The organism is Ruegeria sp. AE3, from assembly GCF_056542225.1.
The window spans coordinates 1-13272 of sequence record NZ_JBQFZL010000017.1; the positions used below are offsets into that span (position 1 = coordinate 1).

The 13272-nt window shown below is 58.4% G+C and carries 20 protein-coding genes, 2 tRNA genes and 2 pseudogenes; 19 read left to right on the plus strand and 5 right to left on the minus strand.

Annotated elements, in window-relative coordinates; genetic code table 11:
- Nucleotides 1-73: DUF3604 domain-containing protein (locus tag ACR0NZ_RS18585; RefSeq protein WP_480521053.1), on the plus strand; the 73-nt coding region annotated here is incomplete at its 5' end.
- A 247-nt stretch (nucleotides 74-320) separates the two neighbouring features.
- Here the strand turns inward: ACR0NZ_RS18585 and ACR0NZ_RS18590 are convergent.
- Nucleotides 321-395 (minus strand) — tRNA-Thr (locus ACR0NZ_RS18590).
- Between the two features lie 83 nt (nucleotides 396-478).
- On the opposite strand from ACR0NZ_RS18590, the gene ACR0NZ_RS18595 reads away from it, so the two are divergent.
- The 9 genes from ACR0NZ_RS18595 to ACR0NZ_RS18635 all read left to right on the plus strand — a co-directional run bounded on the left by ACR0NZ_RS18595 (nucleotide 479) and on the right by ACR0NZ_RS18635 (nucleotide 6288).
- The gene (locus tag ACR0NZ_RS18595) at nucleotides 479-634 is read left to right on the plus strand and encodes a hypothetical protein (protein WP_480520966.1); all 156 of its coding nucleotides are present in this window, start codon (nucleotides 479-481) and stop codon (nucleotides 632-634) included.
- A gap of 6 nt (nucleotides 635-640) precedes the next feature.
- Nucleotides 641-1909 (plus strand): UDP-N-acetylglucosamine 1-carboxyvinyltransferase, encoded by a 1269-nt coding sequence (gene murA, locus ACR0NZ_RS18600; RefSeq protein WP_480520968.1) that lies wholly within the window; start codon nucleotides 641-643, stop codon nucleotides 1907-1909.
- Nucleotides 1906-2382 carry a DUF2948 family protein gene (locus ACR0NZ_RS18605; protein WP_480520970.1) on the plus strand — a complete coding sequence of 159 codons (477 nt, stop codon included), beginning with the start codon at nucleotides 1906-1908 and terminating at the stop codon, nucleotides 2380-2382. Before murA ends, ACR0NZ_RS18605 begins: the two co-directional genes overlap by 4 nt.
- Nucleotides 2383-2904: a GNAT family N-acetyltransferase gene (locus tag ACR0NZ_RS18610; protein WP_480520972.1), complete on the plus strand. Its 522-nt coding sequence runs from the start codon at nucleotides 2383-2385 to the stop codon at nucleotides 2902-2904. It abuts the gene before it with no gap.
- Between the two features lie 61 nt (nucleotides 2905-2965).
- A complete protein-coding gene (gene hisD / locus ACR0NZ_RS18615; protein WP_480520974.1) occupies nucleotides 2966-4267 on the plus strand; it encodes a histidinol dehydrogenase in 1302 nt (433 codons plus the stop codon).
- A 98-nt stretch (nucleotides 4268-4365) separates the two neighbouring features.
- Nucleotides 4366-4845: a UPF0262 family protein gene (locus tag ACR0NZ_RS18620; RefSeq protein ID WP_480520976.1), complete on the plus strand. Its 480-nt coding sequence runs from the start codon at nucleotides 4366-4368 to the stop codon at nucleotides 4843-4845.
- 3 nt (nucleotides 4846-4848) lie between these two features.
- Nucleotides 4849-5307 carry an arsenate-mycothiol transferase ArsC gene (locus ACR0NZ_RS18625; RefSeq protein WP_209505795.1) on the plus strand — a complete coding sequence of 153 codons (459 nt, stop codon included), beginning with the start codon at nucleotides 4849-4851 and terminating at the stop codon, nucleotides 5305-5307.
- Nucleotides 5304-5702 carry a ketosteroid isomerase-related protein gene (locus ACR0NZ_RS18630; protein ID WP_480488382.1) on the plus strand — a complete coding sequence of 133 codons (399 nt, stop codon included), beginning with the start codon at nucleotides 5304-5306 and terminating at the stop codon, nucleotides 5700-5702. Before ACR0NZ_RS18625 ends, ACR0NZ_RS18630 begins: the two co-directional genes overlap by 4 nt.
- A complete protein-coding gene (locus ACR0NZ_RS18635; RefSeq protein WP_480520978.1) occupies nucleotides 5695-6288 on the plus strand; it encodes a GNAT family N-acetyltransferase in 594 nt (197 codons plus the stop codon). The genes ACR0NZ_RS18630 and ACR0NZ_RS18635 overlap by 8 nt, the downstream gene beginning before the upstream one ends.
- Before the next feature lie 208 nt (nucleotides 6289-6496).
- Here the strand turns inward: ACR0NZ_RS18635 and ACR0NZ_RS18640 are convergent, their stop codons facing one another.
- From ACR0NZ_RS18640 to ACR0NZ_RS18650, 3 genes are all read right to left on the minus strand, one after another.
- On the minus strand, nucleotides 6497-6802 hold the full coding sequence (locus ACR0NZ_RS18640) for a hypothetical protein (protein WP_480520981.1): 306 nt from the start codon (nucleotides 6800-6802) through the stop codon (nucleotides 6497-6499).
- Nucleotides 6803-7148: 346 nt separating this feature from the next.
- A complete protein-coding gene (locus tag ACR0NZ_RS18645) occupies nucleotides 7149-7577 on the minus strand; it encodes a hypothetical protein (protein ID WP_480520983.1) in 429 nt (142 codons plus the stop codon).
- A 16-nt stretch (nucleotides 7578-7593) separates the two neighbouring features.
- Entirely contained in the window at nucleotides 7594-7830 is a 237-nt protein-coding gene (locus tag ACR0NZ_RS18650; protein ID WP_480520985.1) for a hypothetical protein, read from the minus strand.
- Nucleotides 7831-8299: 469 nt separating this feature from the next.
- Here ACR0NZ_RS18650 and ACR0NZ_RS18655 point away from each other — a divergent pair, with 469 nt between their 5' ends.
- The 9 genes and pseudogenes from ACR0NZ_RS18655 to ACR0NZ_RS18695 all read left to right on the plus strand — a co-directional run.
- Entirely contained in the window at nucleotides 8300-9175 is an 876-nt protein-coding gene (locus ACR0NZ_RS18655; RefSeq protein ID WP_480520987.1) for a carbon-nitrogen hydrolase family protein, read from the plus strand.
- Between the two features lie 91 nt (nucleotides 9176-9266).
- Nucleotides 9267-9485: a translation initiation factor IF-1 gene (gene infA, locus ACR0NZ_RS18660; protein WP_005978431.1), complete on the plus strand. Its 219-nt coding sequence runs from the start codon at nucleotides 9267-9269 to the stop codon at nucleotides 9483-9485.
- An 11-nt stretch (nucleotides 9486-9496) separates the two neighbouring features.
- Nucleotides 9497-10075, plus strand: a complete 579-nt coding sequence (locus ACR0NZ_RS18665; RefSeq protein ID WP_480520989.1) for a Maf family protein — start codon at nucleotides 9497-9499, stop codon at nucleotides 10073-10075.
- Nucleotides 10072-11094: a ribonuclease E/G gene (locus ACR0NZ_RS18670; RefSeq protein ID WP_480520991.1), complete on the plus strand. Its 1023-nt coding sequence runs from the start codon at nucleotides 10072-10074 to the stop codon at nucleotides 11092-11094. The genes ACR0NZ_RS18665 and ACR0NZ_RS18670 overlap by 4 nt, the downstream gene beginning before the upstream one ends.
- Nucleotides 11091-11273 (plus strand): DNA gyrase inhibitor YacG, encoded by a 183-nt coding sequence (locus ACR0NZ_RS18675; protein WP_480520993.1) that lies wholly within the window; start codon nucleotides 11091-11093, stop codon nucleotides 11271-11273. The genes ACR0NZ_RS18670 and ACR0NZ_RS18675 overlap by 4 nt, the downstream gene beginning before the upstream one ends.
- Before the next feature lie 79 nt (nucleotides 11274-11352).
- A tRNA-Phe gene (locus ACR0NZ_RS18680) sits at nucleotides 11353-11427 on the plus strand.
- A gap of 220 nt (nucleotides 11428-11647) precedes the next feature.
- Entirely contained in the window at nucleotides 11648-11995 is a 348-nt protein-coding gene (locus tag ACR0NZ_RS18685) for a phage integrase central domain-containing protein (protein WP_480520995.1), read from the plus strand.
- Nucleotides 11996-12107: 112 nt separating this feature from the next.
- Nucleotides 12108-12365, plus strand: a complete 258-nt coding sequence (locus ACR0NZ_RS18690) for an ATP-binding protein (protein WP_480521055.1) — start codon at nucleotides 12108-12110, stop codon at nucleotides 12363-12365.
- A pseudogene (locus tag ACR0NZ_RS18695) lies at nucleotides 12307-12573 on the plus strand (inositol monophosphatase family protein); the annotation flags it as partial. The gene ACR0NZ_RS18690 and the pseudogene ACR0NZ_RS18695, both read left to right, overlap by 59 nt.
- 324 nt (nucleotides 12574-12897) lie before the next feature.
- On the opposite strand, the pseudogene ACR0NZ_RS18700 reads toward ACR0NZ_RS18695, so the two are convergent.
- Nucleotides 12898-13002 (minus strand): annotated as a pseudogene (locus tag ACR0NZ_RS18700) (IS5/IS1182 family transposase); the annotation flags it as partial.
- Between the last annotated feature and the right edge of the window lie 270 nt (nucleotides 13003-13272).

The following is a 13272-nucleotide window of genomic DNA, read 5'->3' on the forward strand; positions in this document are numbered from 1 at the left end:
TCCTGAAGGCGCACCAATGTCGCAGCAGGAGCGCGCCTACACGTCTCCGATCTGGTACACGCCGCAAGGCTGATGGAAGGCGGAAGTTTGGGATGACAGTAACCCTCGACAGCCCCTTTGATGGCGCTGCTGTGCTACCGGAAGTGTCGCAAGGCTTCGAGAAAACCAATATCGTATACCACAGTTGGTACTCGCGCCGATTTTTCGGATAGCAAACAACCAAATTGAGAATGGTATTTCCATAAGGTGGGCCAAGGAGTAATCCTAAAATATATTCAAAAGCGTAATATATTGATAACTAAGTGAATTTTTAAGGGATATGGTGCTGCTGGAGAGAATTGAACTCTCGACCTCTCCCTTACCAAGGGAGTGCTCTACCTCTGAGCTACAGCAGCGCTGTGGGCGGGTGATTAGACTCAAACGAAACGCGGCGCAAGGGTGTCTGGACGGTTTTTTTCGCCTCCTGTAGAGAAAGATCATGACGGATAAAAATTCACCCAAAAAACAAGGTAAACCCGGCGATGCGCGCGAAGCGCGGCTGAAGGCGGCGCTCAAGGCCAACATGGCGCGTCGCAAGGCGCAGGCCAAGGCGCGCGTGACCGCGGGGGACAAGCCTGACAAGGACAAGGGATAAGAGCAGATGGATTCGATTTTGGTAACGGGCAATGGCCCGCTGAACGGTCAGATACCGATTGCGGGGGCCAAGAATGCGTGCCTGACGCTGATGCCCGCAACATTGCTAAGCGAAGAACCGCTGACGCTGACCAATGCGCCGCGGCTGAGCGACATCAAGACCATGACCGCGCTGCTGCAATCACTGGGGGCCGAGGTGTCTTCGCTGCAAGACGGTCAGGTGATTGCAATGTCCAGCCACAGCCTGACCAGTCAGACCGCCGATTATGACATCGTGCGCAAGATGCGCGCCTCGAACCTTGTGCTGGGCCCCTTGCTGGCGCGGTTCGGGCAGGCGGTCGTGTCACTGCCAGGCGGTTGTGCGATCGGCGCGCGGCCAATGGACCTGCATGTCGAAGGGCTCGAGGCGCTGGGCGCCGAGATCGAGCTGAAGGACGGCTATCTGCACGCCAAAGCTCCGGGTGGTCTGAAAGGCGCCGTGCATCAGATGCGCTTTGCCTCTGTCGGAGCAACAGAAAACATCGTCATGGCCGCCACGCTGGCCAAGGGCACCACGGTGCTCAAGAACGCCGCGCGCGAACCCGAGATCGTCGATCTGGTTGAATGCCTGCGCAAGATGGGTGCCCAGATCTCTGGTGAAGGCAGCTCGACCATCGAAATTCAGGGCGTCGACCGGCTGCACGGGGCCACACATCAGGTTGTCACCGACCGGATCGAGCTGGGCACCTATATGCTGGCCCCGGCGATCTGTGGCGGCGAGGTGGAATTGCTGGGCGGGCGCATGTCACTGGTCGAATCCTTTGCGGCCAAACTGGATGCGGCGGGCGTCAATGTCTCAGAAACCGAGGGCGGCCTGAAAGTGGCCCGCAAAAACGGGCGCGTGCGCGCGGTGGATGTGGTGACCGAACCTTTCCCCGGCTTCCCGACCGACCTGCAGGCGCAGATGATGGCGCTGATGTGCACCGCCGAAGGCACTTCGGTTCTCGAAGAACGCATTTTCGAAAACCGCTTCATGCACGCCCCCGAACTGGTGCGCATGGGCGCGCATATCGAGGTGCATGGCGGCACCGCCACGGTCGCCGGTGTTGAACGCCTGAAAGGGGCGCCGGTGATGGCGACGGATCTGCGGGCTTCGGTCTCGCTGATCCTTGCCGGATTGGCGGCAGAAGGGGAAACAACGGTCAGCCGGGTCTATCATCTGGACCGCGGATATGAACATGTGGTGCGCAAGCTGGAAGGCGTGGGTGCAAAGATTGAACGGATCAAGGGCCAATGACAGACGCAAGTTTTGAAGACGGGCGCGAGGCGCCGCTTAATCTTGGGGCCGAGGATGCAGATGACCTTCAGGTAATCTCGACCCTCGCGCAGGATGCCGTGTTTCCAGTGACCGAGATGAAGTGGCAACCGGCGCAGCGCCGCTTTGGCCTGCTGCTGAACCGCTTCCGCTGGGAAGACAAGGATGCCGCCGCCCGCCGCGACCGCCCGTTTGAACGGGTGCAGTCGGTGCTGGTCTTCGGTTCGGTTCTCTCGGTGTCCAGTCAGGGCATTGATCGCGGTGACACCGACATGATCATGTCGCTGATGTCGGTCGTTTTCGAACCCGGCGAGGATGGCGCGGGCCATGTCCTGCTGACGCTGGCCGGTGACGGCGCGATCCGCCTGACGGTCGAGGCGCTGGATGCCACCCTCAAGGACGTCACGCGCCCTTATCACGCCCCCTCCCGTCAGGCCCCGCATCACCCCGAATAGATGCAGAACAAGCGCGGGATTTCTCAGGCGTTTTCAAAGGTGCCCGAAGGCATCTCCCTGCGTCCGGCCACCGTGTTCGACGTGTTCGACCTCAGCCGGGTTCTGATCCGCTCGATCACGCAGCTTTGCGCGGCCGATCACAAGAATGACTCGGACCATCAAAGGCGGTGGACCGATAACAAGGACCCAGCCACCATACGGGGCTGGTTCAGGCCCGGATCGCAGATCTGGCTGGCCGAACACCGGGGGCAGGTGGCCGCCGTCGGGGGGCTGTTGGAAACTGGGACGGTCACTTTGCTCTATGTCGATCCGGATCATACGGGGCAGGGCGTGGGGCGTGCGCTGCTCAACCGGCTGGAACGGCAACTGACTGTGTGCGGCTGTGCCGAGGCGCATCTGGATGCCACCCAAACGGCGCACGCGTTTTATCTGAAACAGGGATGGCAACCGGCAGGCCGGCCCGGTGACTGGCACGGCGTTCCGCAATACCCGATGCGCAAATCGCTGCACTTTGGGGACTGAGGGTTGAGGCCGCGCGCTCCGGGCGATATGTCCCAATGCGCAACGCCCGGAGTGCCAGATCATGCCCGTTTTCCTTGATACCAAATCGCCCGAATTCGAACCCGCCTTCCGGACCCTGCTCTCGGCCAAGCGCGAGGACAGCCCGGATGTGGATGCGGTCGTGGCGCAGATCATCGACGATGTGCGCAACCGGGGCGATGAGGCGGTGATCGAACTGACGGCCAAATTCGACCGGCTGACGCTGACGCCCGAAACGCTGGCCTTCAGCGCACAGGACATCGCGGATGCGGTGGCGCAGGTCTCGGACGAAGATCGCACGGCGCTGGAACTGGCCGCTTCCCGCATCCGGGCCTACCACGAAAGGCAGATGCCCGAGGATCAGGAATGGACGGATGCGACGGGCGCAACACTCGGCTGGCGCTGGTCTGCTGTTTCGGCCGCAGGGCTTTACGTGCCGGGTGGGTTGGCCTCGTACCCGTCATCGGTGCTGATGAACGCGATCCCAGCCAAGGTGGCCGGTGTGGAACGGCTGGCCATCGTGGTGCCCACCCCGGACGGACAGGTGAACCCGCTGGTGCTGCTGGCAGCAAAACTGTCTGGTGTGGATGAGGTTTATCGCATCGGTGGCGCGCAGGCCGTGGCGGCGCTGGCCTATGGTACCGACACCATCGCGCCGGTCGACAAGATCACCGGGCCGGGCAACGCCTTTGTCGCCGCCGCCAAGCGGCGCGTCTTTGGCAAGGTCGGCATCGACATGATCGCGGGCCCCTCGGAAATTCTGGTCATCGCCGACAAGGACAATGACCCCGACTGGATTGCGCTGGACCTGCTCAGCCAGGCCGAGCATGACGAAAGCGCGCAGTCGATCCTGATCACCGACGATGCCGCATTCGGCCAATCTGTCGCGCAGGCGGTCGAAAAACGGCTGGAAACCCTGCAACGCCGCGCCATCGCCGGGGCCAGCTGGCGTGACTACGGCGCGGTGATCACCGTGCGCAACCTGGACGAGGCCGCAGCCCTGTCCAACCGCATTGCTCCGGAACATCTGGAACTTTGCGTGGCCGACCCGCGCGCGCTGAGCGAAAAAACCATCCACGCCGGAGCCATCTTTCTGGGTCAGTACACACCCGAAGCCATCGGCGACTACGTCGGCGGTCCCAACCACGTGTTGCCCACCGCCCGCTCAGCACGGTTTTCGTCTGGCCTCAGCGTGATGGACTTCCTCAAGCGCACCACGCTCAGCCAGATGACCCCCGAAGCTCTGCGTGCCATCGGTCCTGCCGCCGAACAGCTGGCGCGCTCGGAAAGCCTCGAGGCGCATGGCCTCTCGGTCACCGCGCGCCTGAACCGCCTGAATGGCTGAAATGACGCAAAGACCGGGCGCATATGGCGTTTCTGTGCGTTGCTCGCCGAATATCATTGTTATAGGTCTGTGCTGACGCAAGGAATGTGACTGTAAAGATGACCCGCATCTCGCATATCGAACTGGATGATAGAAATCTGCCGCCGCCAACGCCCGAGATCGAGCAGGAGCGCAAGGTCGCCATCTATGATCTGCTGGAAGAAAACAGCTTCTCGCTGCCCAAACGCGACGACCGCGTTGTGCCCGAGGGCCCCTATCACCTCCAGCTTTCGATCCGCGACAAACGGCTTGTCTTCGACATTGAAACCGAGGCCAACGAAAAAGCGGCCGAGTTTCACCTGTCGCTCGGCCCCTTCCGGCAAGTGGTCAAGGATTACTTCCAGATCTGCGAAAGCTATTTTGACGCGGTGAAATCGCTGCCACCCAGCCAGATCGAAACCATCGACATGGCCCGCCGGGGTATCCACAACGAAGGCAGCCGTGTTTTGCAGGAACGGCTGGAAGGCAAGGCAGATGTCGACACCGACACCGCCCGCCGCCTGTTCACGCTGATCTGCGTTCTGCATTTTGGGGGCTGACGCGTGAAGCCTCTGCCGCAGTCGGTCCTGTTCTGTTGCGACCACAACGCGGTTCGGTCCCCGATGGCCGAGGGGCTGATGAAGAAATTCTATGGCACCGGCACCTATGTTCAGTCCGCCGGTGTGCATAACGATCTGGAAATCGACGGCTTCAGCATCGCGGTCTGCCACGAGGTCGGCGTGGAACTGTCCCGCCACCGGTCGCGCTCCTTCGACGAGATGCAGGAATGGGGCGATGACCTCAGCTCGTTCGATCTGGTTGTGGCGCTTTCACCCGCCAGCCAGCGTCAGGCGCTGGAACTGACCCGTGTTTTTCACCTCGATGTCGATTATTGGCCAATAATGGACCCTACCGGGATGGGCGAGACCCGCGAACAAAAGCTACACCACTACCGACAGACCCGCGACCAGATCATTCAGCATCTGAAAGACCGCTGGGGCGAACCAACGGAGGGGACATGAACCAGACCGTCAAAACCTATTTCGATGCCTTCAACGCCGGTGACGTCGATGGCATGCTGGCCTGCCTGTCCGATGACGTGGCCCATCACGTGAACGAAGGACAGATTCGCGTCGGCAAGGACAAGTTCGCCGCCTTTTGCGCCCATATGAACCGCTGCTACCGAGAAAACCTGACCGACATCGTCGTGTTCGAGGCTCAGGGCGGCACCCGCGCCGCGGCCGAGTTCATCGTCAACGGCACCTATCTGGAAACCGACGAGGGCCTGCCCGACGCGCACGGCCAGACCTATCGCCTGCCTGCCGGGTCGTTCTTTGATCTCAGGGACGGCAAGATCACCCGCGTCACCACCTTCTATAACCTTGCAGACTGGACCAAACAGGTCTCGAATGGCTGACGTCAGTGACGTCCGCCCCCTGACCGGAGCGGCGCTTGGGGCCGCTCTGGACGATGTCGCCCGCCTGCGGATCAGGGTGTTTCACGCCTGGCCCTACCTCTATGACGGCGATCTGGAATACGAACGCAAATACCTCCAATCCTACCGCGACAGCGACAAGGCCATCGTGGTCGGCGCCTTCGACGGCGACCGCCTGATCGGCGCCTCGACCGGTGCGCCGCTGACCGACCACGCCGACGATTTCGCCGCAGCCTTCGCAGACACCGGGCTGGACCTGTCGCAGATCTTCTATTGCGCTGAATCCGTCCTGCTGCCGGACTATCGCGGGCAGGGTATTGGCCACACATTCTTCGACACGCGCGAGGCGCACGCCCGCGATCTGGGCTTTGCCAAATGCGCCTTTTGCAGCGTGCAGCGCCCCACCGACCACCCGCTGCGCCCCGACCACTACCGCCCGCTGGATACCTTCTGGCGCGCCCGCGGATACAAGCCCCTACCCGGCGCAATCGTCCAATTCTCGTGGAAGGATATCGGGGAGGAGGGAGAAACGCTGAAGCCGTTGCAGTTCTGGATCAGGGATTTGTAGGGTCCGGGTTGGGAGCGGTGCAGCAGGGTTTTTCTGTGTGTTGCCGGGAGTGAGGCCACATTGCAGACATTCGCTGCGTGTGCAAAGCCAACGGCGTATGCTCAGGTCGTCAAGGAATTCCGAAGCAGATGGGCTCACTTAGCGAGTCCCAATGCGGACATTCAAATACCCAAGGGCTCCCAAAAGTGGACCTTCACACGTAGTTTTCTCAGTTTCTAATTACCGCGCCGTCAATGATGCGAGCCCGCAATACGCCGTCGTTTTCTTGAATTGAACCAACCATCCCTGCTATCTCAATATTGGCGCCGTTGTTGATCACAGCTCCCACTACCGTACCTTGAACCACAACAGTTGAGCCGGGTTGCGCGATGAGGTCTCCACAAACCATCCCATACACCACGTAATAACTGGGTGCCATTACCGTGACGGAACCAGTTACCATTCCGAACAATTGTCCATCCTGGACCACCTCAATATCGCCTTCGATCTTGCCTCTTATTTCCCTTCCACTCATCTTTCTAGTTCCTCTATTTGGCTAAAAACAGCTTTCAGAGGCAGAATGATGAAACACACAAGCCGTTGCAACTTCTAATTTTTTTAGATGTCCGCTCCTTATTGTGAACGTTTGAGTTTTGGGGGCTCGGGGCTAGCGTTGATGTCGTGTCGCCACTTCTGAAGTTCAATTTCTATCCATCTGGAAAGCTCAGCTTTGTTCGGGGGCAACACTCCCTGCAGCTCCTTCAATACCGCATATGCCCCATGTTGATACCCAGCGCGATACTGGTCTTCGGGATCGTTTCGATTCTGATAAATGCCCGCAGGCCTTTTGAATCTACTTTCTGGCATTTGGCTGCTCCTTGTTATGAACTGCTCTTAAGCCAAGAGCGCACTTCATTTGAGTGCAATACTGTAACGCCGAACTGATCTCTAAGAACTTCTTTCTGAGATAGGATGTCGTCGCCGTCTTCAGTTACAAATGCGTCCCGCCCGTCGCGAATGTGGGCCTCCAAATGCAATGCGTCCTCTCGATTTCCTTTGCCGAGCACGCTCAGAATTTTCTCATATAGGCAACTATCCGCGGCGATCTGGGAGCGAGGGTAATCTTCCTCACTTATGAGGGCGAATCTACTGCCTATTATGGCAGTCGGGAGAACCTTGTTTGTGGCCTTCCCATTTCTCTCATTCCCCTCGATCGCGACCGCAAAGATTTCAACCAGACCCTCCATCTCAAGCCTGCGCATTTTTCTAAAGTTGCAACTTCTGTCGCATGTCAAAGTCTTTACGACCATTTGCGCCCGCTCCCGACTATTGATCTTCATCGCCGCCGGGTTGCTCTTTCGCTGTTACAAGCATCTCCTGTGCCGGTTTAACGATATGCTTGCGCGCCAATCGAATTGCCATTGGTATCCAAATGATCGTCCCGAACCAAGCAATCAGGTACACTAGCAAGAATGGGAACGTGAAGCCGAAGCTGTACATTCCCTCGTCCAACCCATCATAGAAACTGTCCCAAAGCCCCGGATAGTCCCCGTCGTCAATCATAATCTTTCCTCACAAATCTTGTTCTGAATCAATTTCACAACTGAGACCTTTTGCCCCGTCGCGCAACCAGCGTCGAACACTTTCTGGATTCTTTACAGGCTTTGCATCCGGGTCTGCCACGTTAGCCTCAGCCATCAGCGCCCCAGCGGTCATACCCTTGATCATCACACCGCCAGCGGCCCGGCTGGCTAGGTGGAATTCCCCAGCGTTGTAGAGGCCCTGAATGTGCTTTTGGCGCTTTGGGTGGTCGACAATCCGTTGAATGTCCACTTTTTCGAGAATGGCGTACGAGAACAGACGACACGTTTTAAAATGGTGTGCGCCCAAAAGGCCTGAGTTGAGAAAACGAACAACGGCAGCTTTGGGGCTCCTTCCCCCCCTTCACCCATCCCCATAATCAGATTGATCTGTACACGCGGCGGCTCTCACGGTTTAGTGCCACGACACGTCGGCTCAGGGGACCCCATCAATGAAAGTCGCAACCGCCGCATATGATCTCGACTGGCTCGACAGCTGGGCGCAGTACGAGGACAAGCTGGACCGCTGGGTTGCCGAGGCTGCCGGGCAGGGGGCCGGGCTGCTGGTGTTCCCCGAATACGGCGCGATGGAGGTGTCGACGCTTGATGGTGCCGAGGTGGCGGGTGATCTCGAACGCTCGATCCGCACGGTTTCGGACCGGTTCGAGGATGTACAAAATTTGCACTCGCGCCTCGCAAGCGCGTACAAAACGTACATTCTGGGTGCATCGGCCCCGGTTGTGGATGGGTCCGGCCGCCCGGTGAACCGCGCCGCGTTCTACGCCCCGGACGGTGGCCGCGACCATCAGGACAAGCAGATCATGACCCGCTTTGAACGCGAGGACTGGGACATTGCGCCGGGTGGTCCGCTCAAGCTGTTCGACACCGCGCTGGGCAAAATCGGTGTTCTGATCTGCTATGACAGCGAGTTTCCCTTGTTGGGCCGCGCACTCAGCGAAGCGGATATGATCCTTGTACCGTCCTGCACCGAAGCGCTGTCGGGATATTGGCGTGTTCGCATTGGATCGATGTCAAGAGCCTTGGAAAATCAATGTGTTACGGTCATGTCATCGCTGGTCGGAGCCAACGGCTGGTCCGAAGCTGTGGATATGAACACCGGCATGGGCGGCGTTTTCGGCCCGCCGGACAAGGGGTTCCCAGCCACCGGAGTGCTGGCCGAGGGCACTCTGAATCAGCCCGGCTGGACCTATGCGGATGTCGACCTGTCCGACATCGCCACGGTCCGCGCCGATGGCCACGTGCTGAACCGGACCCATTGGCCAGAGCAGGACGCCCGAGTCGAAACGGTCACATTATCCGCCCTTTAGATGAATCCGCCCTTGAAATAAGGGAAAAATAGGCTCATTTAAGCGCACATCCCCGCAGATTCTGCGGGCGCAACCTAATGATGGAGACAACATGGCCAAGGAAGATACGCTCGAATTTCCCGGTGTCGTGAAGGAACTCCTGCCTAATGCGACGTTTCGGGTCGAGCTGGAAAACGGCCATGAAATCATCGCACATACGGCAGGAAAGATGCGCAAGAACCGCATCCGTGTTCTGGCCGGCGACAAGGTTCAGGTCGAGATGACCCCCTATGATCTGACCAAGGGTCGGATCAACTACCGCTTCAAATAACGTCTGCCGAGATGGCGTTTATCCTGGGATCGGGCAGCCCAAGGCGGCTGGACCTGCTGGCGCAGCTTGGCGTGCAGCCCGACGCCATCCGTCCCCCTGACATCGATGAAACACCGCTGAAGGGTGAGCTTCCTGTTCCGTATTGCAGCCGTATTACGCGTGAAAAAGTAAAGGCAGTTCAATCGGATAGCGACGACATCACGCTTTGCGCGGACACGACTGTTGCACTGGGGCGGCGTATTCTGGGCAAGCCTGAGGATGAGGGCCAAGCCGCAGAGTTCCTGTACGCTCTGTCCGGTCGCCGTCACCGGGTGATCACTTCGGTCGCCGTTCGGCGCGGGGATCGCATCCTGCAGCGCGATGTCGTCTCGCAGGTCAAGGTCAAACGCCTGTCGGACGTTGAAATCAACGCTTATCTGGCGACCGGTGATTGGCAGGGTAAAGCCGGGGCCTACGCGATCCAAGGCCCTGCCGCCGCATTCATCCCATGGATTTCGGGCTCGTTCACTGGCATCGTGGGGCTGCCCCTGTCCGAGACCGCCGCCTTGCTGCAAGGGATCGGCTACCCACTATATAGCGAGGCATCATGAAGGGTCGAACCATCGTTCTGGACCATATCCAAGACCGCGAAGCCGCGGCATTGATGGTCGACGGAAAGCTTGATGATCTCCTGATCGCCACCGACGCACCCGCGCCCGGCACCATCTATCGCGCCCGTGCCGATCGACCGGTCAAAGGGCAGGGCGGCATGTTCCTGGTTACACCCGACGGCCCAGCTTTTCTGCGACAAGTCAAAGGGTTAGCGCCGGGTGCCACGCTTTTGGTGCAGGTTGGCGGATATGCCGAGCCCGGCAAGGCCATCCCTGTAACCAACCGTATCCTGTTCAAAAGTCGCTTTGCCATTGTCACGCCCGACGCGCCGGGCCTGAACATCTCGCGCAGCATCAAGGATGAAGACAGGCGGGATCAACTGCTTGAAATCGCGCATGAACAAATGGGCGACAGCCCCTACGGGTTGATCCTCCGCTCCTGCTGCATGGATGCGGATGCCGGTGACATTGCCGACGACATTTCGGCCATGCTTGTGCAAGCTGAACAAGTGATGAACGACGAGGGGTCCGACGTCGAACTGCTCAGCGAAGGTGACAGCCCGCATATCCTCGCATGGCGCGACTGGACCGATCCTGCCGAGGTTGTGAACAAAACCGGCAGTTTTGAAACCCATGGTGTGCTGGATGCGCTGGATGTTGCCCGTGGCATCTCCGAACCTCTACCCGGAGGCGGACACCTCTATATCGAACCGACCCGCGCATTAGTGGCCGTAGATGTGAACACAGGCGCGGATACGTCGCTGGCGGCAGGAACAAAAGCCAACTTCGCTTGTGCCAAAGCTTTGCCACGTGCGTTGCGTGTGCGTGGGCTGGCAGGGCAGATCACACTGGATCTGGCCCCAATGCCCAAGAAAGACCGCCGAGGGTTCGAATCCGTCCTGCGTGCCGCCTTCAAGTCGGATCCGGACGAGACGATATTGGCGGGGTGGACACCTCTGGGTCATTTCGAGTTGCAGCGCAAACGCAGCCGGTTACCTGTCGCTGAGATCCTGAAATGAGCTGCCCGATCTGCGGAGAAGAAACGCAAAAGAAGTTCCGCCCGTTCTGTTCGAAACGCTGCGCAGACATTGATCTGGCCAAGTGGCTGAATGGCTCTTACGCGGTCCCGTCTCAGCGCGAAGACGACCCTGAGACCGAGGGAGATACGGACGAACACAATACAATGCGACCGCACTGAAAAAATGTAAAAAAGCCTCTGGACACTGCCGGTAGCAAGTCATAGAACGCCTCCACCCAACGACAAACGTCGTTCCCGTGCCCGGGTAGCTCAGGGGTAGAGCAGTGGATTGAAAATCCTCGTGTCGGTGGTTCGATTCCGCCCCCGGGCACCACTTTACCATCCAGTTGCGTCCGATTCTGACTGATAGTAGCCTGTAGTTGCAGGATTTCTACTGTCGGACTGTCCGATGTTGTCCTGCTGCGTGCGCTGTAATCTACCCCCGAATGGGGTACCGAATAGGGGTACGTGCCACACGATTACCGGATCCTTCCAGCGTTCGCAAAGACAAGAAAGCCAGAGAAGAGGCAGAGAATAATGCTACCTTCTCAAAGTTGGCAGCAGAACTGCTGGAGAAGAAGCGCAGCGAAGGCCGTGCCGAAGCAACACTGGCAAAGACCGCCTGGTTTCACCGGCTTCTTTGCGCAGACATCGGGAATATGCCGATCACGCAAATAACGGCACGGGATATTCTGGCTCCGCTGCGGAAGATGGAAAAAAAGGGCAATCACGAAAGCGCCGTACGGATGAGGTCTGCTGCCGGGGCTGTCTTTCGCTATGCTATCGCGCTGGGACTGGCGGACAATGATCCGACCTATGGTTTGAAGGATGCCCTGACGCTCACGCAAGCGCGCCTTGAGCTACGCAACGGCTCCGCTCAGCAGGCCTTGACCGCAACCTAATCACGAGAAAGAAACGGGAACGGATTCTACATCCAATCGGCCCGGATCAAGGGGCCGGATCAACAGCAAACCGCGAGCGGATTGGGATGCGACCCCATACGCGGCGTGGCTCATCGAGGGGCATCGGGACTTAGGCGACAGCCTCGAAACAGCTCTCGCAGATATCATCGATAACGCGATCACCGCTGGCGCTCGAACGGTAGAACTGATCGCCGACACTGTTGCGGACGAGCCATGGATAGAGCTGGCAGATGATGGTTCGGGCATGACGGAGATCCGCGCGCCACGGCGCCGACGACTATCTCGATCAAGTCCAGAGACTGATCGACCATGGCATGGAATATCGTCGAAACGGATCTGCCGCTTATAGCTTGCTTACCGTTGCCGCTGGACGGGCCGATGCGTTTTTTGAAGCACATCTCAATCCTTGGGACGCCATTGCCGGAATGCTCATTGTGGAGGAGGCAGGCGGCAAGGTCGATTTCCCCCCATATTCCGAATTCATTGAAAGAGGGGGGGCTGTCTTGGCCAGCAATTCTAAACTTCACGACCTGACAAAAGCAGCCATCCACGGGTAAGATGATTTCGGAGCCGCTTGCTATCTATACCTATCATAAGTTTCAAACGGCTTTGTCGCAAACTTTTGGCTATGCGGCCGAAATGACCACGTGACAAGCCCAAGCCTCACCCCTCTCATTCACACACAAATAACTTGGCAATGCCGTTGAAACAATTACCTGTAAGGTCGTCTTCCGCTTCAGAAGCTATCGAAGAAACTCTCCTGCAAAGGGGGTGAGGCAATGTAATCCTTTGAGTTGGGGTTGCATCCCCAAGGATGGCTTTGTTGCACAGATCAGGGTTTGAGCGCGCATCCCCTTTCCCTGGACGGACTTTTACAATTCCATCTCAGGATCAAACCAGATCGATAGCGAACCACGCTGCCTAAGCGCCGTGTTGTACGAAGGCCAGTTCATGGTCTTGTACGTCGTAGCGGACCAACTGCTCATACCTCATAGCTACCCCACTGGATTCAAACAGGGAATCCCTCACGCCAATTGTGCAACAAAGCCTTTCGGAAGTAGAGAAGACCGGGAATGTCAGCTTCACGGCTTTAACCAACCGTTCGTACGCGATTCGGCGAAATAGCGTTTCGAACCCAACCTGTACCCTGGATTTTATTGGTGCATGCGCTTGCAGCTGGAACAACGCTGCAACTGCCGAATATCTTGTGCGGCCAAGCAGCGGAAAACCTGTCATTCATGCAAATCGCCGCGATG

What these genes read in the sequence shown, in the direction of transcription:
- murA (WP_480520968.1), top strand. Translation starts at nt 641, where the DNA reads ATGGATTCGATTTTGGTAACGGGCAATGGCCCGCTGAACGGTCAGATA.
- ACR0NZ_RS18610 (WP_480520972.1), top strand. Translation starts at nt 2,383, where the DNA reads ATGCAGAACAAGCGCGGGATTTCTCAGGCGTTTTCAAAGGTGCCCGAA.
- ACR0NZ_RS18640 (WP_480520981.1), bottom strand. Translation starts at nt 6,802, where the DNA reads ATGAGTGGAAGGGAAATAAGAGGCAAGATCGAAGGCGATATTGAGGTG.
- hisD (WP_480520974.1), top strand. Translation starts at nt 2,966, where the DNA reads ATGCCCGTTTTCCTTGATACCAAATCGCCCGAATTCGAACCCGCCTTC.
- ACR0NZ_RS18630 (WP_480488382.1), top strand. Translation starts at nt 5,304, where the DNA reads ATGAACCAGACCGTCAAAACCTATTTCGATGCCTTCAACGCCGGTGAC.
- ACR0NZ_RS18650 (WP_480520985.1), bottom strand. Translation starts at nt 7,830, where the DNA reads ATGATTGACGACGGGGACTATCCGGGGCTTTGGGACAGTTTCTATGAT.
- ACR0NZ_RS18645 (WP_480520983.1), bottom strand. Translation starts at nt 7,577, where the DNA reads ATGGTCGTAAAGACTTTGACATGCGACAGAAGTTGCAACTTTAGAAAA.
- ACR0NZ_RS18670 (WP_480520991.1), top strand. Translation starts at nt 10,072, where the DNA reads ATGAAGGGTCGAACCATCGTTCTGGACCATATCCAAGACCGCGAAGCC.
- ACR0NZ_RS18620 (WP_480520976.1), top strand. Translation starts at nt 4,366, where the DNA reads ATGACCCGCATCTCGCATATCGAACTGGATGATAGAAATCTGCCGCCG.
- infA (WP_005978431.1), top strand. Translation starts at nt 9,267, where the DNA reads ATGGCCAAGGAAGATACGCTCGAATTTCCCGGTGTCGTGAAGGAACTC.
- ACR0NZ_RS18635 (WP_480520978.1), top strand. Translation starts at nt 5,695, where the DNA reads ATGGCTGACGTCAGTGACGTCCGCCCCCTGACCGGAGCGGCGCTTGGG.
- ACR0NZ_RS18655 (WP_480520987.1), top strand. Translation starts at nt 8,300, where the DNA reads ATGAAAGTCGCAACCGCCGCATATGATCTCGACTGGCTCGACAGCTGG.
- ACR0NZ_RS18595 (WP_480520966.1), top strand. Translation starts at nt 479, where the DNA reads ATGACGGATAAAAATTCACCCAAAAAACAAGGTAAACCCGGCGATGCG.
- ACR0NZ_RS18675 (WP_480520993.1), top strand. Translation starts at nt 11,091, where the DNA reads ATGAGCTGCCCGATCTGCGGAGAAGAAACGCAAAAGAAGTTCCGCCCG.
- ACR0NZ_RS18665 (WP_480520989.1), top strand. Translation starts at nt 9,497, where the DNA reads ATGGCGTTTATCCTGGGATCGGGCAGCCCAAGGCGGCTGGACCTGCTG.
- ACR0NZ_RS18605 (WP_480520970.1), top strand. Translation starts at nt 1,906, where the DNA reads ATGACAGACGCAAGTTTTGAAGACGGGCGCGAGGCGCCGCTTAATCTT.